Below are 23,981 nucleotides of genomic sequence, written 5' to 3'. Positions count from 1 at the left end.
CTTTTTTTTATCAGTCCGGTGGCGCTGACGGCCCGCGCCCGCGCCGGGAGCGGCCCTCATCATCGGCGCGACCGAAAACTGACGGAAGAAGGATGGGGCCTGGGGGAGTTCATCTCCCCCGACCTTTCTTCAACCACGCCTTTGAGGGCACGCCTGAATTTCCTCGGACGCCCTTCTTTTTCTTCGAAAAAAGGCGTGGCCTCTCAGCAGGCGCCAAAGGCCGCGAGACGGAGACAGGAGGCCGGGGAGTTTCTTCCCCCGGGCTTTTCCCGGCCGGCCGGCGTTGCCTCCCGGCGGTCTGCGTGCGAAAGGCTTGCGCCCTGCATGGCACTGCGGTCTGTCTGGAATGATGAAGCCTGACCCGATTGTCGAAGCCGGCGCGGCCCGCTTCGGAAAGGCTCCGCCGCTCCCGGCCTCCGCCGGCCTGCCCATCGAGACCCGCCAGGACGAGGCCCCGCGCACGGCATGAACCCGGTTGTCCTGATCCCCGCCCGGCTCTCCGCCACGCGGCTGCCGAACAAGCCGCTGGCCGACATCCATGGCGAGCCGATGATCGTGCATGTCTGGCGCCGCGCCGTGGAGGCCGATGCCGCGCCGGTCTGGATCGCCACCGACGCCCCGGCCATCGCCGAGGCGGTGCAGGCGGCCGGCGGCCAGGCGGTGCTGACCGGGACCGACCATCCCTCCGGCTCCGACCGCATCTTCGAGGCGCTCGGCCGCATCGACCCGGAGGGGCGCTTCGACACGGTGCTGAACGTCCAGGGCGACCTGCCCACCGTCATGCCCGCCACGCTGCGCGCCGCGCTCACCCCGCTGGCCGATGCCGAGGTCGCGCTCGGCACCGCGGTGGCCGAGATCGTGCGGGAGGAGGAGCGCACCGCTCCCTCCGTGGTGAAGATGGTCGGCTCGCCGCTCGGCGGCGGGCGCTTCCGCGCGCTCTACTTCACCCGCGCCACCGCGCCCTGGGGCGAGGGGCCACTCTACCACCATATCGGCCTCTATGCCTGGCGCCGGACGGCGCTGGCCCGCTTCGTCGCCCTGCCCCCCTCGCCGCTGGAGCGGCGCGAGAAGCTGGAACAGCTCCGGGCACTGGAGGCGGGCATGCGGATCGACGCCATGCAGGTGGCCGAGGTGCCGCTCGGCGTGGACACGCCGGAGGACCTGGAGCGGGCGCGGGGCCTGCTGCGCGGACGTGCCATACCGGCCCGCGAGGCCTGAGGCCGCAGCCGGGAGGACAGAGGGCGCCGTGAACATGGCTCCGACCACCGACGAGACCATCCTGGCCCCGGCCCGGCGCACCCTGGAGCTGGAGGCCGAGGGGCTGGCCGCGCTGCGCCGGGCGCTGGACGGCCCGCTGGGCGAGGCGCTCGAGCGGGCCATCGCGGCCCTGCGCGCCGCCACCGGCCGCGTCATCGTCACCGGCATGGGCAAGTCCGGCCATGTCGGCCGCAAGATCGCGGCGACGCTCGCCTCCACCGGCACCCCGGCGCATTTCGTCCACCCGGCCGAGGCCAGCCATGGCGATCTCGGCATGATCCAGGAGCAGGACGTGGTGATCGCCCTCTCCTGGTCGGGCGAGGCGCCGGAACTCTCCGACATCGTCGCCTATACCCGGCGCTTCAAGGTGCCGCTGATCGCCATCACGGCGCGCGCCGGCAGCGCGCTGGGCAAGGCGGCCGACCTCCCGCTGATCCTGCCCACCATGCCGGAGGCCTGCCCGAACGGGCTGGCGCCCACCACCTCCACCACCATGCAGATGGCCATGGGGGACGCGCTGGCGGTGAGCCTGCTCTCGCTGCGCGGCTTCTCGGCGCAGGATTTCCGGCAGTTCCATCCCGGCGGCAAGCTCGGCGCGCAGCTGCGCACGGCGCGCGACCTGATGCATGGCGGCGACACCGTGCCGGTGGTGCCCGAGACCGCCACCCTCTCCCGGGCGATCATGGAGATGACGGGCAAGCGCTTCGGCATCACCGCCGTGGTCGATGAGGCGGGGCGGCTGACCGGCGTGATCACCGACGGCGATCTGCGCCGCGCCTTCGAGGGCGGCGGCTTCGTCGAGCAGCCGGTCAGCCAGGTCATGACCCGCCATCCCCGCACCATCGCGCCTGACGTGCTGGCCCCGCAGATCCTGGCCGAACTGAACCGCTCCGCCATCACTGCGGTCTTCGTGGTCGAGGAAAACCGCCCCGTCGGCGTGCTCCACATCCACGACCTGCTGCGCGCCGGCGTGGCCTGAGGGCAGGCCCCGCTCGCGGCCTTTCTCATCCTTCATGCGATTCGCCGGGCCGCTGCGGAGCGGCTTTCCGTGCCCTGGCGCTCCTCCGCAACGCCTTCAGGTCCTTCCGGCGAAGGCTTCACAACCTGCGAATGATCCTGAAAGGCGATTTCGCGCTTTTCGGTCTCGCGGAAATGTGCACAAACGGGTAAATTCCTGGTGAGAGTTACCCCGCACTGTGAGGTCCGCCTGGATGAGCATCGCTTCGGAAAGGCCAAACCCGACCGCCGAGCTGAAGGAAGACCGTATCATGCGGCCCATGCCTCTTCCCGAAATGTCGTCCCGTGGCGCCGGGCAGGCAGATGCCTCTCCATTCGCCGAGCTGCTCCGCCATCTGCGTCGCCTCGGCGCGGCGCGCCCTTCACCGGCACGCGGCCTGCTCTTCGGCCTGTTCCTCTCGGTCCTGCTCTGGGCGGCCATCATCGGCTTCCTGCTCGCCCTCTGAGCGCCCGGCGCTGTCCGATCTGTGACAGCCCCTCGCCGGTTTTTGCCAGGGTTACGCTGGCCCTTGGAGGGGCTTGTCCGTTAGAGCCTCCGGATCAGGAGGCAGACCGACCATGTCCGTCGCTACACCCGCGCAGGAGCGTGAGCTGATCACGCTGGCCGTTCCCGTCCTGAACGAGGAACACTATATCGGCCCCTGCCTGGAATCCCTGCTGACGCAGGGCGATACCTACCGGCTGGAGATCCTGGTCCTGGACGGCGGCAGCCATGACCGCACCGCCGGGATCGTGCGCGCCATGGCCGCCACCCACCCCGAGATCCGCCTCGTCGAGAACCCGGCGCGGCTGCAATCCGCCGCCGTCAACCTGGCCGCGCGGGTCGCCGCGCACGAGTCGCGCGTGCTGCTGCGGGCCGATGCCCATGCCTGGTACCCGCCCGGCTTCGTCACCGGCGTGGTCGCGGCGCTGCGCGCGCAGGAAGCGACCTCGGTGGTGGTGCCGATGCTCACCCTCGGCCGCGAGGGGATGCAGCGCGGCATCGCGGCGGCGCAGAACAGCCGGCTCGGCAATGGCGGCTCGGCGCACCGGCTCGGGCGGCGCTCGGAATGGGTGGACCATGGCCACCACGCCGCCTTCGACCGCGCCTTCTTCCTCTCGGTCGGCGGCTATGACGAGAGCTTCACCCACAACGAGGATGCCGAGCTGGACCACCGCGCCCGCGCGGCGGGCGGCCGCATCTGGCTCTGCGCCGACCATCCCGTGACCTATTTCCCGCGCAAGGACCTGGCCTCCCTGGCGCGGCAGTACATGAAGCACGGGGCCGGGCGGGCGCGGACCCTGCTGAAGCACCGCCTGCGGCCGAAGCCGCGGCAGATGGCGCCCGTCATCGCGCTGCTCGGCAATGTCGCGGCCCTGCTGGTGGCGCCCTTCTGGCTGCCCGCGCTGCTGGTGCCGGCCCTCTATGCCGCGCTTTGCCTGGGCTGGGGCGGCTGGCTCGCCTTTCGCCGGCGCGACCCCTGGCTGGCGGCGGCGGGGCCGGCGGCCATGGTCATGCACATGGCCTGGGGCCTCGGCTTCCTGCGCAGCCTGCTGCGCCATCGCGGCCAGCGCGGCTTTCCGGTACCGGCCTCGGCGGGCTGAGGCGGCTGGCACCGGGTCACGGGTCCTGCCGGGTCCCTGCCGGCGCCTCCGGGAGGCCACGCCCGGTGGAGGCGCCGCCCGCCCGCAGGTCGAGCGTCACACCCAGCCCGCGTCCTTCCGGCCCTTCCTCCAGCGCCACGCGGCCGCCATGCAGCCGCGCCACCGCCGCCACCAGGGCGAGACCCAATCCGGTCCCGGGCGTGTTGCGGCTGCGGTCGAGCCGGTAGAAGCGGCGCAGCACGCGCTCCCGCTCCTCCGGCGGGACGCCCGGGCCTTCATCCGCCACCGTCAGCACCGGGCCGGGCCGCAGCGCCACATGGATCGTGCCGCTGCCATGGCCGAGCGCATTGTCGAGCAGGTTGGCGAGCGCCTGGCGCAGCAGCGCCGCGCTGCCGGGCAGGCGCTGGCCCGGCGCCACCTCGGCGCGCAGGACGCGGCCGGCCTCCTCGGCAACCGGCGCATAGACCTCCGCCACCCCCTCCACCAGCGTGGAGAGGTCCACCGGGGCGAAGCCCTCCCGGCCTGCCCCCGCCTCGGTGCGGGCGATGCGCAGCAGCGCCGCGAAGGTGGCGAGGATCTGGTCCAGATCGGCGATGGCGCCTTCCAGCACGGCGGCGTCGGCCTCCGGCCCGCGCGCCTGGGCCAGCGCCGCCTCCAGCCGCTGCCGCAGGCGGGAGAGCGGCGAGCGCAGGTCGTGCGCCACATCGTCCGTCACCTGCCGCACCTCGGCCACCAGTTCCTCGATGCGCGCCAGCATGGCGTTGATGGTGGCGGCGAGGCGGTCGAACTCGTCGCCGGAGCCGCCTTCGGGCAGGCGGCGGGTCAGGTCGCCCGCCATGACGGCGCGGGCGGCGGTGCTGATGCCGGCGAGGCGCCGCTCCAGCCGCCGTGCCACCAGGAAGCCCAGCACCAGCGCCAGCAGCGCCGCCAGCCCGCCGGCGATCGGCGGGCTCCAGGCCAGGGCGGCGGCGGCGCGGTCCACCAGGGCAAGGTCGGTGGCGACGATCAGGTTGCTGCCGTCCGGCAGGATGGCGCCGAGCGCGCGCAGGCGGCTGTCGCCCTCCTGCGGCGGCAGGGTGGCGAAGCCGCGCAGCCGCGCCGGGGCGCCGGGCAGGCGGCCGGCGATCGGATGGCCGTTCGGCGCCAGCAGCAGCACGCGCAGCGGTCCGCCGCGGCGGGCATAGACCGCGGCCGCATCCGCCAGGCCGCGCAGGCCGTAGGTCTCGTAGTCGCGCAGCAGCCCCTCGGCATCGGCCGCCAGCACGAGGTCGAGCTGCCGCCGCAGCGCCTCCTGCGCGCGCAGCCAGCCCCAGCCGGCGCCGAGGAAGGAGGCCACCAGCACCACGGCGCCGACCAGCAGCGCCACGCGCGGCGCGAAGCTGCGCAGCCAGGGCACCCGCCAGCTCAGCCGGGCTCGGCGCCGGGCGGCGCCAGGATGTAGCCGGCGCCACGCACGGTGCGGATCATCGGCGGCTCGCCGCCCGCCTCCAGCTTGCGGCGCACCCGGCTGACATGCACGTCCACCACATTGGTGGTGGGGTCGAAGGAGAAGTCCCAGACCTTCTCCAGCAGCAGGGTGCGCGTCAGCACCTGGCCGGGGTGGCGCATCATGAACTCCAGCAGGCGGAACTCGGTGGGCAGCAGCTCCACCGCACGGCTGGCGCGCGTGACGGTGCGGCGCAGCAGGTCCATGCGCAGGTCGCCGACCGTAAGCTCCGTCACCTCCGCCTGCGGCGCGGGACGGCGGGCCAGCGCCCGCACCCGTGCGCGCAGCTCGGCGAAGGCGAAGGGTTTTGCGAGATAGTCGTCCGCCCCGGCCTCCAGCCCCTCGACGCGGCGGTCCACCTCGCTCAGCGCCGTCAGCATCAGCACCGGCGTGGTGATGCCGGAGGCGCGCAGGGCGCGGAGGATGGCGAGCCCGTCCGCCCCCGGCAGCATGCGGTCGCTGACGATGACGTCGAAGGGCTCGTTCAGCGCGAGATAGAGCCCGTCCCTGCCGTTGCGCGCGAGATCGACGACGTAGCCCTCCTCGCCCAGGCCCTTGGCGATGTAGTCGGCGGTGGCGGCATCGTCCTCGATCACCAGGATGCGCATTTCGGCTCCCTCAGGCCGCGAGACCCTTGGAGACCTTCTCATAGGTCCCCTTGGAGAGGCCGGGCCGCGCCAGGATGCGCCCCAGCTCGGCGCGCATCAGGGCACCGCGCGCCGCGTCCTGCCGCTTCCACAGCCCGAGCGGCGAGACCATGCGCGCCGCCACCTGCGTGTTCACGGCATCCAGCGCGATCACCATGTCGGCCAGGAAGCGGTAGCCGGCGCCCGAGGCGTCATGGAAGCGCGCCGGGTTGCCGGCGGCGAAGGCGCCGACCAGGGACCGCACGCGGTTCGGGTTGCGCAGGTCGAAGTCCGGATGCCGGACGAGGGCGCGCACCGCCTCCAGCGCGTCGGGCCGCGGGGCGCTGGCCTGGATGGCGAACCACTTGTCCAGCACCAGGTCGTCATGCCGCCATTTCACGTGGAACGCCGCCAGCGCCGCGGCGCGCGCCGGGCTGTCGGAGTCGACCAGCACGCGCAGCGCGGCCAGCACGTCGGTCATGTTGCGGCCGGCGTTGAATTGCTTCTCGGCGCGGGCGAGGCCCTCGGCGCCCGCCGCGCCCTCGGCCCGCGCGAGATAGACGAGGCTGGCATTGCGCAGCGCCCGGCGGCCGATCGAGGCGCCGTCGATGCGGTAGGGGCCGGTCTCCTCCAGCCTGCCGTGCAGCTCGGCGAGGCGCGGCGCGAAGCGGGTGCCGAGCGCGCCGCGCAAAAACTGACGCATGGCGTGGATCGCCTCGGGATCGGCCACCGTCATCTGGTCGGCGACGAAATCCTCCGAGGGCAGCGCCAGCGCCTCGGCGGCGAAGGCCGGGTCCTCCGGGGCGCGCTCCAGCGCCGCGCCGAAGATGGCGGCCAGCCCTTCCGGCAGGGTGAGCGGCTTCTGGCTGCGGACATCCTCGACGAGGCGCAGCATCTCGGCCGTGGCGTATTGCTGCGCCGAATCCCAGCGCACGAAGGGGTCGGTGTCATGCGCCGCGAGGAAGCCGAGTTGCTCCAGCGAGAGGCCGGAGAGCTTCACCGGCGCGGAGTAGCCGCGCAGCAGCGAGGGCACCGGCCTGGCCCCCAGCCCCTCGAAGGTGAAGTCCTGTTCCGCCTCCTCCAGCAGCAGCAGGCCGGCGCCGGGCAGCTCGGCGCCATCGGGGCCGATCAGCCCCGTGGCGACCGGGATCGGCACCGGCTGCTTCTCGGGCTGGCCGGCGGTGGGCGGAGTAGATTGGGACAGGGTGAGCGTGTAGCGGCCGCTGGCTTCGTCGAAGGCGTCGCGCACGCGCAGCCGGGGCGTGCCGGCCTGGGCATACCAGCGGCTGAAGCGGGAAAGGTCGATCCCCGAGGCGTCCTGCATGGCATGAACAAAATCCTCGATCGTCACGGCCTGGTTGTCGTGCCGGCGGATGTAGAGGTCCATGCCCTTGCGGAAATTCGCCTCGCCGATCAGGCGGCGCATCATCCGCACCACCTCGGCGCCCTTCTGGTAGACCGTGGCGGTGTAGAAGTTGTTGATCTCCACATAGGAATCCGGGCGCACCGGATGCGCCATCGGCCCCGCATCCTCGGGGAACTGCGCGGCGCGCAGGCGGCGGACATCGGCGATGCGCTTCACCGCGGCGCTGCCCTGGTCGGCGGTGAAGTGCTGGTCGCGGAAGACGGTCAGCCCCTCCTTCAGGGAGAGCTGGAACCAGTCGCGGCAGGTGACGCGGTTGCCCGTCCAGTTGTGGAAATACTCGTGCGCGACCACGGTCTCGATGCCCTCGTAATCGGCATCCGTCGCCGTCTCCGGCCGCGCCAGGATGTACTTGGTGTTGAAGACGTTGAGGCCCTTGTTCTCCATCGCTCCCATGTTGAAGTCGGAGACGGCGGCGATGTTGAAGACGTCGAGGTCGTATTCGAGGCCGTAGGTCTCCTCGTCCCACGTCATCGAGCGCTTCAGCGCGTCCATGGCGTGGCCGCAGGCATCCTCGTCGCCGCGGCGGACATAGATGCCGAGCGCGACCTCGCGGCCGGAGCGCGTCGTGAAGCGGTCCCGCACCGCGACGAGGTCGCCAGCCACCACGGCGAAGAGATAGGAGGGCTTGGGGTGTGGATCGACCCAGCGCGCCCAGTGGCGGCCCTCGGGCAGTTCGCCGGCGCCATCCGGGTTGCCGTTGGAGAGCAGCACCGGGCAGGTGGCGCGGTCGGCCTCCAGCGTGGTGGTGTAGCGCGCCATCACGTCCGGCCGGTCGGGGAAGTAGGTGATGCGGCGGAAGCCCTCGGCCTCGCATTGCGTGAAGTAGTTGCCGCCGGAGAGATAGAGGCCGGAGAGCTCGCTGTTGGCCTCGGGCGAGATCTCCACCTCCGTCTCCAGCGTGAAGGCCTCCGGCACGCCGGTGATGCGCAGCCCGCCGCCGGGCAGGTGAGCCAGGCGGCCCTCACCCAGCGGGGCGCCATCCAGCCGGGCCGCGACCAGGGTCAGTGCCTCGCCGTCCAGCTCCAGGTCGGGCACGGCCTCGGCCGCGGGGTTGCGGCGCAGGGCCAGCTTCGCCTTCACCCGCGTCGCCGTGGGATGCAGGGCGAGGTGAAGGTCCACCTGCTCCACCAGGAAGGCGGGCGGGCGGTAGTCCTCGCGGCGGATGGTGGGGGGCGGGGATTGCGGTTCGGTCTCGGCCATGGCTCGCCCTCGGATCACGCGGAAGGCCCGCAATATGGCCCCGCCCACCGCCCGCGCCCAGGGCGGGGCCGCCCGGGCCGCGCATTCACCCTTCCCGCAGCATGGCCCGGCATGGCACCGTTCCGGCAATGGCCTGCGGAGACCCGCGATGATGCGCCTGCACGATTTCCGTGTCCTGACCTTCGACTGCTACGGCACCCTGATCGACTGGGAGAGCGGCATCCACACCGCCTTGCAGCCCTTGCTGCGACGCGGCGGCCTGGACCTCCCGCGCGATGCGGTGCTGGAAGCCTTCGCGCAGCACGAATCGGCCCAGCAGGCGGAAACCCCGGGCATGCGCTATGCCGAGCTGCTCACCCAGGTGCACCACCGCCTCGCCGACGAGTGGGGCCTCGAGCCGGACGAGGCGGGCGCCGCGCGCTTCGGCGCCTCGGTGCCGGACTGGCCGGCCTTCCCCGATTCCGCCGGGGCGCTCGCCTATCTCAAGCGGCACTACAAGCTGGTGATCCTCTCCAACGTGGACCATGCGAGCTTCGCCGGCAGCCAGAAGCGGCTGGGGGTGGATTTCGATGCCGTCTACACCGCGCAGGACATCGGCAGCTACAAGCCGGACCCGCGCAATTTCCAGCACATGCTGACCAGGCTCGGCACGCAGGGCCATGGCCGCGGCGAGATCCTGCATGTGGCGCAGAGCCTGTTCCACGACCATGCGCCGGCCAAGCGGGTCGGCCTCGCCTCCGCCTGGATCGACCGGCGGCATGGCCAGGAGGGCTGGGGCGCCACCATGCCGCCGCCCTCCGGCGCGGGCTACGAGTTCCGCTTCGCCTCGCTGGCCGAGATGGTGGCGGCGCACCAGGCCGACGCCCTGGCCTGAAGGGCGGGGGGATTCTTTCTCCCGCCCCTTCCGCCTATGCTCGGGCCATGTCCCTCACCGACAGCAGCGCCCAACTGGCCCAGCGCCTGAAGGCCGAGCGCGAGGCCCGCAACTGGTCGCTGGCCGAGCTGGCGGAGCGTTCCGGCGTCTCCAAGGCAATGATCAGCAAGATCGAGCGCGACGAGGTCAGCCCGACCGCGGCGCTGCTCGGCCGCCTCTCCGGCGCCTTCGGCCTCAGCCTGTCGCAGATGCTGGCGCGCGCCGAGCAGGGCGGCGGGCAACTGGCACGCCTGGCGGAACAGCCGGTCTGGCGCGACCCCGAGACCGGCTTCATCCGCCGCGCCCTCACCCCCGCCGGCGGGCCGCCGACGCCGCTGGACCTGGTCTGGGGCGAATTGCCGGCCGGCCAGTCCGTGGATTACCCCGCCGCCGCCTTCGCTTTCATCCAGGACCAGCAGATCGTGCTGCTGGAGGGGATGCTGCACTTCACCCAGGGCGCGGTGCTGCATGAAATGAGGGCCGGGGACTGCCTGCGCCTCGGGCCGCCCGAGGCCTGCCGCTTCCACAATCCGGGGGGCACGCCCTGCCGGTATCTCGTGGTTCTGCTGCGGCGGTAAGGAAAAAAGGTCGGGGGAATGAATTCCCCCGAACCCCCTTCTTTTTTCTGCAGGTTTGCGATCACGCCGCAGCCGCCGGGGCGGCTTCAGGCCCGGTGTGAGCGCTCTCCGGCAGCGCGGCAAAGCTGATGGAAAAAAGAAGTGGGGGTCCGGGGGAGAATTCATTCTCCCCCGGTTCCGCCTCCTGGGAAAGCCGAGGGCGGGCCCGGATTCCCTCCGGACCTTTTCTTCACTTCAGCGGAAAGCCGAGATCCCGCAGCGCCGCCTTGAGCCCGTCCCTCCCGTGCAGTGCGGAGATGCGGCCGAGCCGCGCCAGCACGCGGTCGGTCCAGCGATAGGCCTTCATTTCGTTGCGGGCGCTGAATTCGCTCAGCGCCACGTCGTAGAGGCCGCGCATCTCCGTCTCGGCGCCGGCGTCGTACTGCTCGCGGTGAAGGATGGCGCCCTGCGGCAGGCGCGGCTTCACCTCGGCGCGCGCCGCGGGATCGGCATAGCCGACACAGAGGCCGAACACCCCCACCACGCCCGGCGGCAGCGCCAGTTCCGCCGCCACGCGCCGCACGTCATTGCGCAGCGCGCCGATATAGACGGTGGAAAGACCCAGCGACTCGGCGGCGACCGTGGCGTTCTGCGCCGCCAGCGCGGCATCGAGCGCGGCGACCAGGAAGGTTTCGAAATAGGGCAGCGCTTCCAGCGTGGTGCCCTCGGCCTCGGCCAGCCGCGCGTTGCGCGAGAGGTCGGCGAGCCAGACCAGGAAGAGCGGGCATTGGATGATGTGGCGCTGGTTGTTCGCCACCTCGGCAAAGACCGCCTTGCGCGCCGGGTCGGTCACCGCGACGACGGACCAGGTCTGCATGTTGGAGGAGGTGGCGGCGGACTGCGCCGCCGCCACCAGGGTTTCCAGGGTCCCCTCCGGCAGCGGGTCGGAGCGATAGGCGCGGACGGAGCGGTGCGCCATCAGCGCCGCGATCACGTCGTTCCAGGGGCCGGCGGGCGGCAGGGCGGCCGCGCCGTAGCGGGCCGCGAGGGCCTCATGCTGATCAATGCTCATGCCCCTCATTCTGCGGCCATTCCCGCCCGTGCCGGAAGCCGCCCTCAGACCGCGGGCGGGTTCAGCCGGGCGAAGGCCGCCTGCCGCCGGTAGGGAAAGTAGGGATAGGGCGCGGTGACGGCGCTCGCCGCGTCCGGCCGGGCGACCTGCTCCGCCGTCAGGGTCCAGCCGAGCGGGCTCCAGACCATGACACCCAGGCCCTGGTCGAGCGCCAGCGGCACGGGTTTGGTCCCCATGGCAGGTGAAAGCGATGGGACAGAAGCTATGGAACGGCCAGCCTGTGCTGTAGAACCGGCGCCGGAACAGCATTTTTGAGATGAACGCCAGGATGGCGCGGCTGGAGGTCAACCGCTCGGGGGAGATGGAGGTCTTTTTGCAGGTGGTGCGGCTGGGCGGCTTCTCGCCCGCCGCGCGAGCCTTCCGGATGACGCCCTCGGCCGTCAGCAAGCTGGTCGCCCGGCTGGAGGCGCGGCTCGGCGCGCGGCTGGTCAAACGCTCCACCCGCCGGCTCCAGCTCACTGCCGAAGGCTGCACCTTCTATGAGCTATGAGCGCGCCGCCCGCATCCTGGCCGAGCTGGACGAGGCCGAGCGCCAGGCCGGCACGGGTGAGCGGCCGGCCGGCTGGTGCTGGTGCTCGAACCCCCTCAACCCGGGCGACAGGGAGGCCTTCCACGCCGTCTTCCTCGGCCAGGGCGGCCCCCTTCCCTCGCGCATCCGCGTCCTCCTCGACTTCCTGGCCGAGGAGGGCCGGGGGAGCTGACGGCGCGCGGCAGAGGGCGTGGCGGGCGCCCCCTTCCCGGAGCGGTCAGTCGATCCGGATGCCGGCGCGCTCCACCAGCGCGCCGTAGCGCTCGGCCTCCTGCCGCACCAGCGTCGCCGCGTCCTCCGGGCTGCCGCCGCCGGGGAGGAAACCGGCCTCTTCCAGCCGCTTGCGGATATCCGGCTCGGCCAGGGCCTCGTTCATCGCCGCGCTCCAGCGCTCCACGATCGGCCTCGGCAGGCCGGCCGGGCCCAGCAGCATGTACCAGACGGTGATGGCGAAGCCGGGGAAGCCGCTTTCCGCCACCGTGGGCACCTCCGGCAAGGCGGCGACGCGCTCGGCCGTGGTCACCGCGAGGGCACGGGTGGTGCCGGCGCGGACATGCGGCAGGTGCGAGGGCATGGTGTCGATCGCCAGGTCGAGCGTGCCGGCGATCAGGTCGGTCACCACCTGCCCGGTGCCGCGATAGGGCACGTGCGTCATCTCGATGCCGGCGGCCTGGGAAAGCATTTCCGCCGCCAGGTGCTGCTGCGTGGCGACGCCGGAGGAGGCGTAGTTCAGCTTGCCCGGGTTCTTGCGCGCGTAGTCGATCAGGCCCTTGAGGTCCTTGTAGGGCGCGCTGGCCGGCACCAGTACCACCAGCGGAACGGTGCCGGCGAGCGTGACCGGCGTGAAGTCGCGCATCTGGTCATAGGGCGGGGTGCGCATCAGCGGCGCCACGACGGCCTGGGTGCTGACCGTGCCCATCACCAGGCTGTAGCCATCCGGCCGCGCCCGCGCCACCGCCGCGGCGGCGAGCGTGCCACTGGCGCCCGGCCGGTTGTCCACCGTCACCGGCTGGCCCAGCTTCGCCTGCAGCGAAGGCGCCAGCAACCGGGTGATGATGTCCGTCCCGCCACCGGGCGCGAAGCCCACCAGCATCGCGACCGGATGGTTCGGGTAGTCGGCCTGCGCCCGCGCGGCGCGCGGGGCGAGGCCGAGCGCGGGGCTCGCCGCCAGTGCGCCAAGCCAAGTGCGGCGTGTCAGCATGGACTTCCTCCGGCACGGGGTCGTTTCCCCGGCATATTGTTAACAGTGGACAACGGAAGCCTGCCCTCAGCGCCTTGCCGCGCCAAGAGGTTTTCTTGCATGCCGCGCCTTTTCGAGGGGCAAGATAATCGTATCGTTACAACACCGCGGGCCGGAGGCGGTGGGCGCAGCGCCGGCCGCGAGTGCGTGGAGACCCGAAGGAAAAAAGAAGGGGGTCCGGGGGGAATTCCTTCCCCCGCCCTTCACGCCCAGGCGGCCTGGCGCATCGCCGCCGCCGGATGCGGCGCCTCCAGCAGCGGCCCGGCACCGAACAGCTTCTCGCGATAGGTGCCGGGCGCATAGGCGCGCTTGTAGACGCCACGCTCCTGCAGGACCGGCACCACCAGCTCCACGAAGCGCTCCAGCCCCTCCGGCATCACCGTGCGGGAGAGGTTGAAGCCGTCCACATCCGCCTCCTCGGTCCAGGACATCAGCGCATCGGCCACCTGCTCCGCCGAGCCGAGGATGGGCGGCTGGCGGCTGCCGAGCACGAAGCGGTCGATCAGGTGGCGCTTGGTGAAGACCCCGCCGGCGGCGCGCTTCATGGCCTCCACATTGGACTGGATCGCCTGGGACTCGCCGCCCTCGATCGGCTCGTCCATGCCGTAGCGCGCGAAGTCGATGCCCAGCGAGGCGCTGGCATGGGCGAGCGCGCCCTCCACGCTGGCGTGCCGGCGGTACTCCTCCAGCAGGTCCCGCGCCTCGGCCTCGGTGCGGCCGACGATGGCGGTGGCGCCGACGAAGACCCGGATCGGGCGCGGCGCGGCGCGGGCGCGCAGGTCGGCCACCAGATCAGCCACATGCGGCTTGGCCCCGCCATTGACGAAGACGCATTCGGCATGGCGCGCGGCGAACTGCCGGCCGCGCTGCGAGGCGCCGGCCTGATAGAGCACCGGCGTGCGCTGCGGCGAGGGCTCGCAGAGATGGATGGCGTCCATCTGGAACTGCCGGCCCTCGTGGCGGACGCGGCGCAGCTTCGCAGGATCGGCGTAGAGCCCGGCCGCGCGGTCGGCGCGCACGGCGTCGGGCGCCCAGCTCGCCTCCCAGAGGCCATAGACGACGTCCATGTACTCGTCGGCGAGGTCGTAGCGGTCGTCATGCGCCATCTGGCGGCTGAAGCCCATGGCGCGGGCGGCGCTGTCCAGGTAGCCGGTGACGATGTTCCAGCCGATTCGCCCCTGCGTCAGGTGGTCCAGCGTGGACATCCGCCGGGCGAAGAGGAAGGGCTGCTCATAGGCGAGGTTGCAGGTGATGCCGAAGCCGAGATGGGTGGTCGCGGCCGCCATGGCCGGCACCAGCATCGCCGGGTCGAGCAGCGGCACCTGAACGGCGTTGCGCAGGGCGGCATCCGGGCTGCCGCCATAGACATCGTAGATGCCGAGCACGTCGGCCAGGAAGAGACCGTCGAACAGCCCGGCCTCCAGCGTGCGGGCCAGCGAGACCCAGTGGTCCAGCCGGTTGTAGTTCACGCTGGTGTCGCGGGGATGCGTCCACATCCCCTGCTGGATATGGCCGATGCAGGCCATGTCGAAGGCGTTCAGGCGGATCTCGCGCGGCATGGGCGGCTCCTGCGGCTTTCGTCCATTATCAGAGATAAATGTTTATCATGGAAGATGATATTGCGGCCTGCACGCCCCTCCAGGCTGCGGCGGGGCCGGTTGCAATCCTTCGTCCGCGGGTGTTTCTCGGCAGCCGAGGCAACGAAGGGTCCAGGACACGATGCAAGGCTTCCCCCGACTCCGCCAAAGGCGCGCGGCCTGGCCGGCCATGGCGCTGCTCGCCGCCGCCACCGCCCTGGGCCCGGCGCTCGCCGCCCGCCCGGCCGCGGCGCAGACGCTGCGCATCGCCATGGCGGGGGAGACCACCTCGGCCGACCCGCACAACTACGCCCTGGGACCGAACAGCACCCTCTCGCGGCACATCTTCGAGGCGCTGACCCGAATCGACGCCGACCTCAAGGTCGGTCCCGGCCTGGCGACGCGCTGGGAGCGGCAGGACGACCGCACCTGGATCTTCCACCTGCGCGAGGGCGTGCGCTTCCAGAACGGCGACAGCTTCGGCGCGCCGGACGTGGTCTACAGCTACTGCCGCATCCTCAACAATCCGGGCGAGGTGGTGCAGTCCTTCTCGCGGCTGGTCCGGCGGATCGCCAGGCTCGAGGTGCTCGACGAGCACACGCTGCGGCTGACCACGCGCCTCCCCGAGCCGCTGCTGCTGAGCGACCTCAGCAACCTTTCCATCCTGCCCCGCCAGCTGGCGGGTGATGCCAGGCCCGACTTCAACGCCGGCGAGAGCTGCGGCACCAGCGGCCCCTGGCCGGCTCCCGCCCAGTTCAACGACGGCACCGCCGCCATCGGCACCGGCCCCTATCGCCTCGTCAGCTACACGCCCGGCGGCGCCATCATCCTGGAGCGCAACGAGGGCTACTGGGGCGAGAAGCCGGACTGGAAGACGGTGCGGCTGACCCCCGTCACCGCCGCCGGCCCGCGCCTCGCGGGCCTGCTGGCGGGCGACCAGGACGTGATCGAGGCCCCCGCCACCGGCGACATCCCGCGGCTGCGCCAGGATGCCGACATCCGCCTCGCCAACAAGCAGACGACGCGGCTGATCTTCATCCAGCTCGACACCGCCCGCAGCCCCAGCCCCTTCGTGCAGGGCGGCAGCGGCCCCAACCCGCTGCAGGACCTGCGGGTACGCCAGGCGCTCTCCCTGGCGATCGACCGCAAGGCCATCGAGCAGCGGGTGATGGACGGCGTCGCCACCGCCGCCACGCAGTTCCTGCCGCTCGGCATGGTCGGCACCATCCCCGGCCTGCCGGTGCTGCCCTATGATCCGGCCAAGGCCAAGGCCCTGCTGGCCGAGGCCGGCTACAAGGACGGGTTCAGCCTGACCTTCCACGCCACCAACAACCGCTACATCAACGACGCCCGGCTGGCCCAGGCGCTGGCGCAGTACTGGAACCGCATCGGCGTGAAGGTGGCGCTGGACACCATGCCGAGCGCCGTCTTCTTCGGCCGCCGCGGCAAGCGGGACTTCAGCGCCTCGATGGGCGGCTGGGCCACCGACGCGGACGAGACGATGCTGTTCTTCCGCTCCTGGCTGATGTCCACCGACCGCGAGCGCGGCCTCGGCACCAGCAACTACGGCGGCTGGTCGAACCCGAAGTTCGATGACCTCGCCGGGCGGGCCATGATGACCATGGACCAGGAGGCCCGCGCCGAGCTGCTGCGGCAGGCCGGCCGCGTGGCGCTGGAGCAGATGCCGGTGATCCCCGTGCAGTTCGAGAACGCCGTCTGGGCCTTCCGCAAGGATCTCACCTATGGCGGGCGCGTGGACCAGACCACCAACGCCGCCGAGATCCATCCGGCGAAGTAAAGGCCGGGGGAAGGAATTCCCCCGCACCCCCATCTTTCTTCTTCGAGTTTCCGGCGGAATGCCCCGCCTTCCTGGAGAGCGTCCCAGATGAGCTTCACCGAAACCCTGGCGCAGGCCCTGGCCAGGCCGGGCCGGCAGGCCGTTCCCTTCACCGATGAGGCCGGCGACCCGACGCGCCCGCTGGTGCTGCATACCTATCGCCCGGCCAGCTTCACCCCGGACAGTCCGGTGGTGATCGTGCAGCACGGCATGAAGCGCAACGGCGACGAGTACCGCGACTTCTGGATTCCCGCCGCCGACAGGCACGGCCTGCTGATCGTCGCGCCGACCTTCGCCGATGCCGAGTATCCGGGCGCCGACCTCTACAACAACGGCCACGTGCTGGCCGAGGACGGCACGGTGCGCCCGCGCGCCCAGTGGGGCTATGCCGTGCCGGCGCGGGTCTTCGGCCTGCTGCGCCAGGCCGGCGTCACCCGCCGCCCGCGCGCGCATTTCTTCGGCCACTCGGCCGGCGGCCAGTTCGGCCACCGGATGCTCGCCACCCAGGCGCCCGAGGCCTTCGAGGCGATCGCGGTGGGCAATCCCGGCTGGTACACGCTGCCGACGCTGGAGAAATCCTTCCCCGAAGGGCTGGCCGGCATTGGCATCGGCGAGGCGGAGCTGCTGCGGCTGCTGGCCTATCCGCTGCTGATCCTGGCGGGCATGCAGGACATCCAGACCGCCGATCCCAGCCTGCCCTCGCAGCCGACGGCGCTGGCGCAGGGCCCGCACCGCTTCGCCCGCGCCCACACCTATCTGGCCGCCGGCCAGGCCGAGGCGGCGCGGCGTGGCGTGGCCTGCAACTGGCGCCTCGTCGAGGTGCCGCATATCGGCCATGACGGCGCGGCGATGTCCCGCGTCGCCGCCAGCCTGTGGTTCGAGGGCCGGATGCCGGAGGATTCGGTGCTGGCGGCCTGGGGCACCGGCCAGGGCGCTCTCTGACGGAGGGCGGGGTCCGGGGTGGCACGGCCACCCCGGCGGAGGAGGCGCGGGGGAGGCGCCGCCTCCCCCGCTACGGGTGCCGCTCCCCGAAGATGGCGGTGCCCACGCGCACATGCGTGGCGCCGGCGGCGATGGCGGCCTCGAAGTCGCCGCTCATCCCCATGGAGAGCGTGTGCAGCCCGAGTCGCGCCGCCAGCGCGGCCATGCGGTCGAAATGCGGCGCCGGGTCGTCCTCCGCGGGCGGGATGCACATCAGCCCTGCCACCGGCAGGCCATGCGCCTCGCGGCACTCGGCGACGAAATCCGCCACCGCATCGGGGTCGATGCCCGCCTTCTGCGGCTCGCGGCCGATGTTCACCTGCACCAGCAGCTGCGGGCGCCGCCCCTCCTTCGCCATGGCTTCCGCCAGGGCGGCGGCCAGCTTCGGCCGGTCCAGGCTTTCGATGACATCGGCGATGCGCACCGCGTCGCGTGCCTTATTGGTTTGCAGCGCGCCGATGATATGCAGCCGCAGCGCGGGGTGGCCGGCGCGCAGCGGGGGGAACTTGGCCGCCGCCTCCTGCACGCGGTTCTCGCCGAAGCTGGCCTGCCCGGCGACGAGGGCTTCCCGCACCGACTCGGCGGGATGGAACTTGGAAACCGCCACCAGGGTGACGGAGGCCGGGTCGCGGCCGGCGCGGGCGCAGGCGTCGGCGATTCGCTCCCGGATGCGCTGCAGGTTTTCGGCGATGGAGGGCATGATGTGCGGACCGTAGATGCGGCGGCGATGCGGCTCAAGCGGAGGCGGGCCCCGAGTCGCGGTCTCCTGCCCCGGCTCTGGCTGTTCAGCGATCCGGCACGGCTGCCGGACCCGCGGGTGGCTCTGGCGGCGCTGCCGCGCGGCAGCGGGGTGGTGGCGCGGGGCGTGGCGCCGGCGCTGCGCCCGTCGCTGGCGCGGCTGCAGCGCCGCCGGCGCGGCGTGCTGCTGGTGGGCGGCGAGGCACGGGCGGCGCTCCGCCTGGGCGCCGGCCTGCACTGGCCGGATCGGCCTACCACCTTGGAAATTCTGCCTTTTCTTCTCGCCCGCCGGGCCGGTGCGCCCTGGGCACGGCTTTCGGTCGCGGCACATGGGCGGGCCGGGCTGGTCCGCGCGGCGCGGCTGCGGGCGGACCTGGTCTTTCTCTCCCCGCTCTTTCCGACTCCCAGCCATCCCGGCGCGCCGGCACTCGGTCCCTGGCGCTGGGCGGCGCTGGCGCGGCGGGCCAGGCGGCCGGTGGTGGCACTCGGCGGCATCCTCGCGGCGACGGCCGGGCGGGTTCCACCCCCGGCCTGCGGCCTGGCCGCCATCACCGCCCTGTTGCACTCAGGCCACAGTGTCTCAATGAAGTCGCGATCACCGCAAGCGGAGCATTGCCCGCCTCAACAGGCCTGAACCATAGTCCGCCGCAGGCCTGACAGCCCTGTGAGCATTGTTGCACGGGGCCCTGCCGAGGGGGGCAGACAGGCCGCGGGACCAGCCGGGACGCCCCGGCGCGTGAGGAGGACTAGGGATGCGCAAGATTCTGTTGGCGACCACCGCCGTTGCCGCGGCCGCCGTGTTCGGGGCGGCCCCGCTTGCGGCGCAGGAAGCCCCGACGGTTCGCGTCGGCGGCTACTTCCGCTTCAACTACGCGTTCACCGACCAGGACGGTGCGACCAGCTCCACCGCGAACCTTGGCAAGTCCGACTTCACGTCGGACATGGAAATCCACGTCATCGTGCAGGGCAAGGCCGCCAACGGCGTGTCCTACGGTGCCACCATCGAGGTGCAGGACGACCAGAACCGTCAGGCGACCTCCGGCGTCGCGACCAAGATGTCGCTCGACACCGACGAGATGTATCTGTGGGTGTCCTCGCCGCAGGCCGGCCAGCTGCGCTTCGGTGACGAGGACGGCGTGGTCCTCGGCGCGATGGCGACGGGCTGGATCACCAGCTTCGGCACGGGCGGCATCGACGGTGACTGGCTCGACAACGTGGTTGGCGGCAACAACCGTCCGTCCTACTTCGTCGGTGGCGGCCTGGTCGACAGCACCAAGATCATCTACACCTCGCCGCAGTTCTTCGGCTTCGACTTCGGCGCCAGCTTCGGCTTCAACGAGGGCGAGGGCGAGGACAGCGGCTGCGAGGCCCTGGGCACCAACTGCGACCGCTACGACTCCAGCGGCCCGCTGGGCACCTACAGCCTGCGCCGCAAGAACGAAGTGCAGGCCGCCATCCGCTACCGCGGCTCCTTCGCCGGCGTCGGCATCGCGGGCATGGCCGGCTATATCGGCTCGGGCGTGACCAAGAACAGCTCCGGCCTCTCCGGTGAGGGCCTGAGCGTCGGCGTGTTCGGCCTGCAGGCGACCGCCTACGGCTTCACCGCCGGCGCGAACTACGCCTTCGGCCGCGCCAATGCCGGCCTTGGCCTGCTGCAGAACGGCGCGGGCCTCGACGACCAGGACATGAAGCAGTGGGTGGCGGGCGTGGCCTACACCTTTGCCAACCTGACCGTGGGTGCGAACTTCTTCGACGTCCGCAGCGCCGGCAGCCAGACCAACCCGAACGAGCGCAAGGATCAGGCCTGGTCGGTCGGCGCCAACTACAACCTGGCTCCGGGCCTGGCGCTGGTCGCCGAGTACACCCAGGGCACGAAGGAGGAGGACGCCACCGCGACCGCGACTGGCGTCGACACCGACACCAAGGTGTTCCTCCTGGGCACGCGCATCGCTTTCTGATCCCGCAGGGGTCGGTTCGCGAGGGGCGGCGGGGCAACCCGCCGCCCTTTTTCGTTTTTGCGCTTGCCTGGGCTTGCCAGCCGCCTATCGTGCGGCCGCCATGCGCAAGCTCCTCGCCTTCGGGCTGATCCTCACCCTCACCGCCTGCGGCTACGGCCGCGAGGTGAAGAACGACGAATACTACGACGACAGCAGGCGGGCCCGCGTGCAGGGCCGGCTGAGCGGGTCGGACGGGATCCTGATCTTCGGGACCGATCGCTCCTCCCAGCAGGCGGATTCGCAGGAGGGCGGGCTCGGCGTGAACGCCTATCTCTGGCGGGCCACGCTGGACACGCTGTCCTTCCTGCCGCTCTCCTCGGCCGATCCCTTCGGCGGCGTCATCATCACCGACTGGTACTCGCCGGCGGCCACGCCCACCGAGCGCTTCCGCGCCACCGCCTACATCCTCGGCCGCCAGCTCCGCTCGGACGGCGTGCGCGTCTCGGTCTTCCGCCAGGAGCTGCGCAACGGCGGCTGGATGGACGCGCCCGTGGCGCCGACCACCAACACGGACATGGAAAACCAGATCCTCGCCCGCGCCCGCGAGCTGCGCAGCCAGACCGCCGCCCGCTGAGGCACTGACCGCCCGTGGCCCCGGAGCCGGCCGCAGAATGAGCAGGGGCCGGGGCGGATGGCAGCCATCCGCCCCCGCGCCCTTTCCTTGCGGGCGCCAAGATCGTATCCCTTCCCTGGAACTCCTGATCGCCCGGTCCGATGAACGACGCTGCCACACCTGCCCGTTACGATTTCGCCAGCGCCGAGCCGCGCTGGCAGCACGCCTGGGAGGACGCCCGCTGCTTCAGCGTGCCCGACGTGCCGTATGGCAGCCGGCCGAAATACTACGTGCTGGAGATGTTCCCCTACCCCTCCGGCAAGATCCATATGGGGCATGTGCGGAACTACACGCTGGGCGACGTGGTGGCGCGCTACAAGCGCGCCCGCGGCTTCCAGGTGCTGCACCCCATGGGCTGGGACGCCTTCGGCCTGCCCGCCGAGAACGCCGCCCGCGAGCGCGGCGTGCACCCGGCCGCCTGGACCTACCAGAACATCGACACCATGCGCGCCGAGCTGAAGCGCATGGGCCTCTCCCTGGAATGGGAGCGCGAGTTCGCCACCTGCGATCCCTCCTACTACGGGCAGCAGCAGAAACTGTTCCTCGACTTCCTGCGCGCCGGGCTGGTCGAGCGCAAGGAGAGCGCGGTCAACTGGGACCCGGTGGACCACACCGTCCTGGCCAATGAGCAGGTGATCGACGGCCGCGGCTGGCGCTCCGGCGCGCTGGTGGAGAAGAAGCGGCTCTCCCAGTGGTTCCTCTCCATCACCAGGTTCGCGCCCGAGTTGCTGGAGGCGCTGGACGGCCTCGACCGCTGGCCCGAGCGCGTGAAGCTGATGCAGGCCAACTGGATCGGCCGCAGCGAGGGCGCGCGGGTCCGCTTCGCGCTGACCGAGCCGGTGGCCGGCATGGAGCAGGTGGAGGTCTTCACCACCCGGCCGGACACACTGTTCGGCATGTCCTTCCTGGCCGTCGCCGCCGACCATCCGCTGGCCACCGCCGCCGCCGGGCGCAGCCCGGAGGTCGCCGCCTTCATCACCGAGGTGCGCAGCCTCGGCACCTCCGAGGCCGCCATCGAGCAGGCTGAGAAGCGCGGCATCGACACCGGCCTGCGCGTCGCGCACCCCTTCATCGAAGGCGCCAGCTATCCGGTCTGGATCGCCAATTTCGTGCTGATGGAATACGGCACGGGCGCCATCTTCGGCTGCCCCTCCGGCGACCAGCGCGACCTCGACTTCGCCCGGAAATACGGCCTGCCGGTGCCGCCGGTCATCCTGCCGCCGGGCGAGGACCCGGCCACCTTCGCCATCGGCGACACCGCCTATACCGAGGACGGCACGCTCTACAATTCCGGCTTCCTCGACGGGCTCGGCACCGCCGAGGGCAAGCGCGCCGCCATCGCGGCGCTGGAGAAGATCGGCGCCGGCACCGGCGTGGTGAACTGGCGCCTGCGCGACTGGGGCGTCTCCCGCCAGCGCTACTGGGGCTGCCCGATTCCGGTCATCCACTGCGAGGCCTGCGGCGTGGTGCCGGTGCCCGACGACCAGCTCCCGGTGACGCTGCCGGAGGATGTGGACTTCTCGAAGCCCGGCAACCCGCTGGACCACCACCCGGTCTGGAAGCATGTCGGCTGCCCGCAATGCGGCAAGCCGGCGCAGCGCGAGACCGATACCTTCGACACCTTCGTCGACAGCTCCTGGTACTTCGCGCGCTTCACCGCGCCGAAGGCGGGCACGCCGCTGGTGCCGGCGGCGGTGAATGGCTGGCTGCCGGTCGATCAGTATATCGGCGGCATCGAGCACGCGATCCTGCACCTGCTCTACTCGCGCTTCTTCACCCGCGCGCTGCACAGCATGGGGTATGTCGGCGTGGCCGAGCCCTTCGCCGGCCTGTTCACCCAGGGCATGGTGCAGCACGCCTCCTACAAGGCCCGGGACGGCCGCTGGCTGGCCCCGGACGAGGTGGAGGTCGCCGCCGACGGCAGCGCCACCGACAAGGCCAGCGGCCTGCCGGTGACCGTCTCGCGCAACGACAAGATGTCGAAGTCGAAGCGCAACACCATCGACCCCGGCGCCATCATCGACCAGTACGGCGCCGACACCGCGCGCTGGTTCATCCTCTCCGACAACCCGCCGGACCGCGACATGGAGTGGACGGCGGCGGGCGTCGCCGGCGCCTCGCGCTTCAGCCAGCGCCTCTGGCGCCTGGTGAACGGCGCCGCCGCCACCCTGCCGCCGCCGGGCACCGAACCGGCGGAGGGCGCCGCGCGCGACCTGCGCCGCGCCACCCACCGCACCATCGCCGCCGTCACCGAGGCGCTGGAGAGCTTCGCCTTCAACGTCGCGGTCGCGCGCATCCACGAGTTCGCCAATGCCATCGAGGCGGCGGGCGAGGCGGATGGCGCCGCCCGCCGCGAGGCACTGGAGGCGGCCGCCCGGCTGATCAGCCCGATGATGCCGCATCTGGCCGAGGAGCTGTGGTCCCTGCTGCGCCCCGGCGCCGGGCTGGTGGCCGGGCTGCCCTGGCTGGAGTCGGATGCCGAACTGGCCAAGGCCGACAGCGTGACGCTGGCGGTGCAGGTGCTCGGCAAGCTGCGCAGCACCATCGAGGTGCCGGTGGGCGCCGACGAGGCCACCGTCTTCGCCGCCGCCGAGGCGGAGGAGAACGTTCAGCGCGCCATCGCCGGGCGCCCCATCAGGAAGCGCATCCATGTCCCGGGCCGGATCGTCAACTTCGTTGTCTGAACGCCGGCCCGTCTCCGCCGCCCGCCGCCGCCTGCTGGCACTGGGCGCGGCCGGGCTGACGCTGGCCGGCTGCGGCTTCCGCCCGCTCTACGCGCCGCGGGACAGCGCCGCCACGGCCAGCGACCCGGCGATCCGCTCCGTGCTGGCCTCGACCGAGGTGGCGCTGATCCCCGAGCGCAGCGGCCAGTTGCTGCGCCGGGCGCTGCAGCAGCGGCTGGGCCGCTTCGGTGCCGCGGCGCCGACGCAGGAGCTGCGCGTCAGCCTGCAATTCGGCGCCGAGCCGGAGGGCTTCCGGCGCGACGGCACGGCGACCCGCACGCGCTACACCGCCACGGCGAGCTGGCTGCTGGTCTCCCGGAGCACGCCGCCCGCCCAGGTGGCGCAGGGGGTGGAGCGGGCCTTCGACGCCTTCGACATCCCGGACAACCAGTTCTTCGCCGCCGACTTCGCGCGGGACGCCACCATCCAGCGCCTGATCGAGCAGCTGGCGGATGACATCGTGCTGCGCCTCTCCGTCCAGTTGCGCGCGCAGCAGAAAGCCTGAACCGGGCCGGCGCGCGGCCCACCCCCGCGAAGGACGCCCTTCC

23 protein-coding genes are annotated in these 23,981 nt (G+C 71.8%); 15 read left to right on the top strand and 8 right to left on the bottom strand.

Going from position 1 to position 23,981, the window contains the following annotated elements; genetic code table 11:
• Positions 1-465: 465 nt before the first annotated feature.
• From QMO56_RS06460 to QMO56_RS06445, 4 genes are all read left to right on the top strand, one after another.
• Positions 466-1,218, top strand: coding sequence for a 3-deoxy-manno-octulosonate cytidylyltransferase (locus QMO56_RS06460; RefSeq protein ID WP_283524283.1), 753 nt, complete (start codon positions 466-468; stop codon positions 1,216-1,218).
• A 34-nt stretch (positions 1,219-1,252) separates the two neighbouring features.
• Entirely contained in the window at positions 1,253-2,236 is a 984-nt protein-coding gene (locus tag QMO56_RS06455) for an SIS domain-containing protein (RefSeq protein WP_283524479.1), read from the top strand.
• 289 nt (positions 2,237-2,525) lie between these two features.
• Positions 2,526-2,720 (top strand): hypothetical protein, encoded by a 195-nt coding sequence (locus tag QMO56_RS06450; RefSeq protein ID WP_283524282.1) that lies wholly within the window; start codon positions 2,526-2,528, stop codon positions 2,718-2,720.
• A gap of 112 nt (positions 2,721-2,832) precedes the next feature.
• Complete coding sequence (locus QMO56_RS06445) at positions 2,833-3,858, top strand: glycosyltransferase family 2 protein (protein WP_283524280.1); 1,026 nt, start codon at positions 2,833-2,835, stop codon at positions 3,856-3,858.
• A gap of 16 nt (positions 3,859-3,874) precedes the next feature.
• Here the strand turns inward: QMO56_RS06445 and QMO56_RS06440 are convergent, their stop codons facing one another.
• From QMO56_RS06440 to pepN, 3 genes are read right to left on the bottom strand one after another with little or no spacing between them, the layout of a single operon-like run.
• On the bottom strand, positions 3,875-5,254 hold the full coding sequence (locus QMO56_RS06440; protein ID WP_283524278.1) for a HAMP domain-containing sensor histidine kinase: 1,380 nt from the start codon (positions 5,252-5,254) through the stop codon (positions 3,875-3,877).
• Positions 5,255-5,262: 8 nt separating this feature from the next.
• Entirely contained in the window at positions 5,263-5,952 is a 690-nt protein-coding gene (locus QMO56_RS06435; protein WP_283524276.1) for a response regulator transcription factor, read from the bottom strand.
• 10 nt (positions 5,953-5,962) lie between these two features.
• On the bottom strand, positions 5,963-8,596 hold the full coding sequence (gene pepN, locus QMO56_RS06430) for an aminopeptidase N (RefSeq protein ID WP_283524275.1): 2,634 nt from the start codon (positions 8,594-8,596) through the stop codon (positions 5,963-5,965).
• A gap of 148 nt (positions 8,597-8,744) precedes the next feature.
• Between pepN and QMO56_RS06425 the strand changes: the two genes are divergently transcribed.
• Both QMO56_RS06425 and QMO56_RS06420 read left to right on the top strand, forming a co-directional pair.
• A complete protein-coding gene (locus QMO56_RS06425; protein ID WP_283524273.1) occupies positions 8,745-9,470 on the top strand; it encodes a haloacid dehalogenase type II in 726 nt (241 codons plus the stop codon).
• 47 nt (positions 9,471-9,517) lie between these two features.
• Positions 9,518-10,087: an XRE family transcriptional regulator gene (locus QMO56_RS06420; RefSeq protein WP_283524271.1), complete on the top strand. Its 570-nt coding sequence runs from the start codon at positions 9,518-9,520 to the stop codon at positions 10,085-10,087.
• Positions 10,088-10,316: 229 nt separating this feature from the next.
• Here QMO56_RS06420 and QMO56_RS06415 read toward each other — a convergent pair whose 3' ends face one another.
• Both QMO56_RS06415 and QMO56_RS06410 read right to left on the bottom strand, forming a co-directional pair.
• The gene (locus QMO56_RS06415; protein ID WP_283524269.1) at positions 10,317-11,138 is read right to left on the bottom strand and encodes a nitroreductase family protein; all 822 of its coding nucleotides are present in this window, start codon (positions 11,136-11,138) and stop codon (positions 10,317-10,319) included.
• 44 nt (positions 11,139-11,182) lie between these two features.
• Positions 11,183-11,374: a hypothetical protein gene (locus QMO56_RS06410; RefSeq protein WP_283524268.1), complete on the bottom strand. Its 192-nt coding sequence runs from the start codon at positions 11,372-11,374 to the stop codon at positions 11,183-11,185.
• 80 nt (positions 11,375-11,454) lie between these two features.
• Here QMO56_RS06410 and QMO56_RS06405 point away from each other — a divergent pair, with 80 nt between their 5' ends.
• Positions 11,455-11,688 carry a LysR family transcriptional regulator gene (locus tag QMO56_RS06405; protein WP_349362344.1) on the top strand — a complete coding sequence of 78 codons (234 nt, stop codon included), beginning with the start codon at positions 11,455-11,457 and terminating at the stop codon, positions 11,686-11,688.
• The gene (locus tag QMO56_RS26910) at positions 11,678-11,899 is read left to right on the top strand and encodes a hypothetical protein (RefSeq protein WP_349362343.1); all 222 of its coding nucleotides are present in this window, start codon (positions 11,678-11,680) and stop codon (positions 11,897-11,899) included. The genes QMO56_RS06405 and QMO56_RS26910 overlap by 11 nt, the downstream gene beginning before the upstream one ends.
• Positions 11,900-11,944: 45 nt before the next feature.
• Here the strand turns inward: QMO56_RS26910 and QMO56_RS06400 are convergent, their stop codons facing one another.
• Both QMO56_RS06400 and QMO56_RS06395 read right to left on the bottom strand, forming a co-directional pair.
• Complete coding sequence (locus tag QMO56_RS06400; RefSeq protein ID WP_283524266.1) at positions 11,945-12,928, bottom strand: tripartite tricarboxylate transporter substrate binding protein; 984 nt, start codon at positions 12,926-12,928, stop codon at positions 11,945-11,947.
• A gap of 242 nt (positions 12,929-13,170) precedes the next feature.
• Positions 13,171-14,526, bottom strand: a complete 1,356-nt coding sequence (locus QMO56_RS06395) for an LLM class flavin-dependent oxidoreductase (RefSeq protein ID WP_283524264.1) — start codon at positions 14,524-14,526, stop codon at positions 13,171-13,173.
• Positions 14,527-14,686: 160 nt separating this feature from the next.
• On the opposite strand from QMO56_RS06395, the gene QMO56_RS06390 reads away from it, so the two are divergent.
• Complete coding sequence (locus QMO56_RS06390; protein WP_283524263.1) at positions 14,687-16,342, top strand: ABC transporter substrate-binding protein; 1,656 nt, start codon at positions 14,687-14,689, stop codon at positions 16,340-16,342.
• Between the two features lie 87 nt (positions 16,343-16,429).
• Positions 16,430-17,323, top strand: coding sequence for an alpha/beta hydrolase (locus QMO56_RS06385; RefSeq protein WP_283524261.1), 894 nt, complete (start codon positions 16,430-16,432; stop codon positions 17,321-17,323).
• Between the two features lie 70 nt (positions 17,324-17,393).
• On the opposite strand, the gene QMO56_RS06380 is transcribed toward QMO56_RS06385, so the two are convergent.
• Positions 17,394-18,062, bottom strand: coding sequence for a YggS family pyridoxal phosphate-dependent enzyme (locus tag QMO56_RS06380; protein WP_283524259.1), 669 nt, complete (start codon positions 18,060-18,062; stop codon positions 17,394-17,396).
• A 3-nt stretch (positions 18,063-18,065) separates the two neighbouring features.
• Between QMO56_RS06380 and QMO56_RS06375 the strand changes: the two genes are divergently transcribed.
• The 5 genes from QMO56_RS06375 to lptE all read left to right on the top strand — a co-directional run bounded on the left by QMO56_RS06375 (position 18,066) and on the right by lptE (position 23,938).
• On the top strand, positions 18,066-18,734 hold the full coding sequence (locus QMO56_RS06375; RefSeq protein WP_283524258.1) for a thiamine phosphate synthase: 669 nt from the start codon (positions 18,066-18,068) through the stop codon (positions 18,732-18,734).
• A gap of 118 nt (positions 18,735-18,852) precedes the next feature.
• Positions 18,853-20,058 (top strand): porin, encoded by a 1,206-nt coding sequence (locus QMO56_RS06370; RefSeq protein ID WP_283524256.1) that lies wholly within the window; start codon positions 18,853-18,855, stop codon positions 20,056-20,058.
• Positions 20,059-20,158: 100 nt separating this feature from the next.
• Positions 20,159-20,671, top strand: a complete 513-nt coding sequence (locus tag QMO56_RS06365) for a DUF3576 domain-containing protein (RefSeq protein ID WP_283524254.1) — start codon at positions 20,159-20,161, stop codon at positions 20,669-20,671.
• A 140-nt stretch (positions 20,672-20,811) separates the two neighbouring features.
• On the top strand, positions 20,812-23,394 hold the full coding sequence (leuS, locus tag QMO56_RS06360) for a leucine--tRNA ligase (RefSeq protein WP_283524252.1): 2,583 nt from the start codon (positions 20,812-20,814) through the stop codon (positions 23,392-23,394).
• Positions 23,387-23,938, top strand: coding sequence for an LPS assembly lipoprotein LptE (gene lptE / locus QMO56_RS06355; RefSeq protein ID WP_283524250.1), 552 nt, complete (start codon positions 23,387-23,389; stop codon positions 23,936-23,938). Before leuS ends, lptE begins: the two co-directional genes overlap by 8 nt.
• The last annotated feature ends 43 nt before the right edge of the window (positions 23,939-23,981 follow it).

The sequence above is a fragment of the Roseomonas sp. E05 genome, from assembly GCF_030063475.1.
In the GTDB taxonomy this organism is placed as follows: domain Bacteria; phylum Pseudomonadota; class Alphaproteobacteria; order Acetobacterales; family Acetobacteraceae; genus Pseudoroseomonas.
The sequence above is the reverse complement of the archived record's forward strand: the minus strand, read 5'-3'. Positions and strand labels throughout refer to the sequence as shown.

Excerpts from the sequence above, each read along its gene's own strand:
- QMO56_RS06460 (WP_283524283.1), top strand. The coding sequence starts at position 466 with ATGAACCCGGTTGTCCTGATCCCCGCCCGGCTCTCCGCCACGCGGCTG.
- QMO56_RS06455 (WP_283524479.1), top strand. The coding sequence starts at position 1,253 with ATGGCTCCGACCACCGACGAGACCATCCTGGCCCCGGCCCGGCGCACC.
- QMO56_RS06450 (WP_283524282.1), top strand. The coding sequence starts at position 2,526 with ATGCGGCCCATGCCTCTTCCCGAAATGTCGTCCCGTGGCGCCGGGCAG.
- QMO56_RS06445 (WP_283524280.1), top strand. The coding sequence starts at position 2,833 with ATGTCCGTCGCTACACCCGCGCAGGAGCGTGAGCTGATCACGCTGGCC.
- QMO56_RS06435 (WP_283524276.1), bottom strand. The coding sequence starts at position 5,952 with ATGCGCATCCTGGTGATCGAGGACGATGCCGCCACCGCCGACTACATC.
- pepN (WP_283524275.1), bottom strand. The coding sequence starts at position 8,596 with ATGGCCGAGACCGAACCGCAATCCCCGCCCCCCACCATCCGCCGCGAG.
- QMO56_RS06425 (WP_283524273.1), top strand. The coding sequence starts at position 8,745 with ATGATGCGCCTGCACGATTTCCGTGTCCTGACCTTCGACTGCTACGGC.
- QMO56_RS06420 (WP_283524271.1), top strand. The coding sequence starts at position 9,518 with ATGTCCCTCACCGACAGCAGCGCCCAACTGGCCCAGCGCCTGAAGGCC.
- QMO56_RS06415 (WP_283524269.1), bottom strand. The coding sequence starts at position 11,138 with ATGAGCATTGATCAGCATGAGGCCCTCGCGGCCCGCTACGGCGCGGCC.
- QMO56_RS06410 (WP_283524268.1), bottom strand. The coding sequence starts at position 11,374 with ATGGGGACCAAACCCGTGCCGCTGGCGCTCGACCAGGGCCTGGGTGTC.
- QMO56_RS06405 (WP_349362344.1), top strand. The coding sequence starts at position 11,455 with ATGAACGCCAGGATGGCGCGGCTGGAGGTCAACCGCTCGGGGGAGATG.
- QMO56_RS26910 (WP_349362343.1), top strand. The coding sequence starts at position 11,678 with ATGAGCTATGAGCGCGCCGCCCGCATCCTGGCCGAGCTGGACGAGGCC.
- QMO56_RS06400 (WP_283524266.1), bottom strand. The coding sequence starts at position 12,928 with ATGCTGACACGCCGCACTTGGCTTGGCGCACTGGCGGCGAGCCCCGCG.
- QMO56_RS06395 (WP_283524264.1), bottom strand. The coding sequence starts at position 14,526 with ATGCCGCGCGAGATCCGCCTGAACGCCTTCGACATGGCCTGCATCGGC.
- QMO56_RS06390 (WP_283524263.1), top strand. The coding sequence starts at position 14,687 with ATGCAAGGCTTCCCCCGACTCCGCCAAAGGCGCGCGGCCTGGCCGGCC.
- QMO56_RS06385 (WP_283524261.1), top strand. The coding sequence starts at position 16,430 with ATGAGCTTCACCGAAACCCTGGCGCAGGCCCTGGCCAGGCCGGGCCGG.
- QMO56_RS06380 (WP_283524259.1), bottom strand. The coding sequence starts at position 18,062 with ATGCCCTCCATCGCCGAAAACCTGCAGCGCATCCGGGAGCGAATCGCC.
- QMO56_RS06370 (WP_283524256.1), top strand. The coding sequence starts at position 18,853 with ATGCGCAAGATTCTGTTGGCGACCACCGCCGTTGCCGCGGCCGCCGTG.
- QMO56_RS06365 (WP_283524254.1), top strand. The coding sequence starts at position 20,159 with ATGCGCAAGCTCCTCGCCTTCGGGCTGATCCTCACCCTCACCGCCTGC.
- leuS (WP_283524252.1), top strand. The coding sequence starts at position 20,812 with ATGAACGACGCTGCCACACCTGCCCGTTACGATTTCGCCAGCGCCGAG.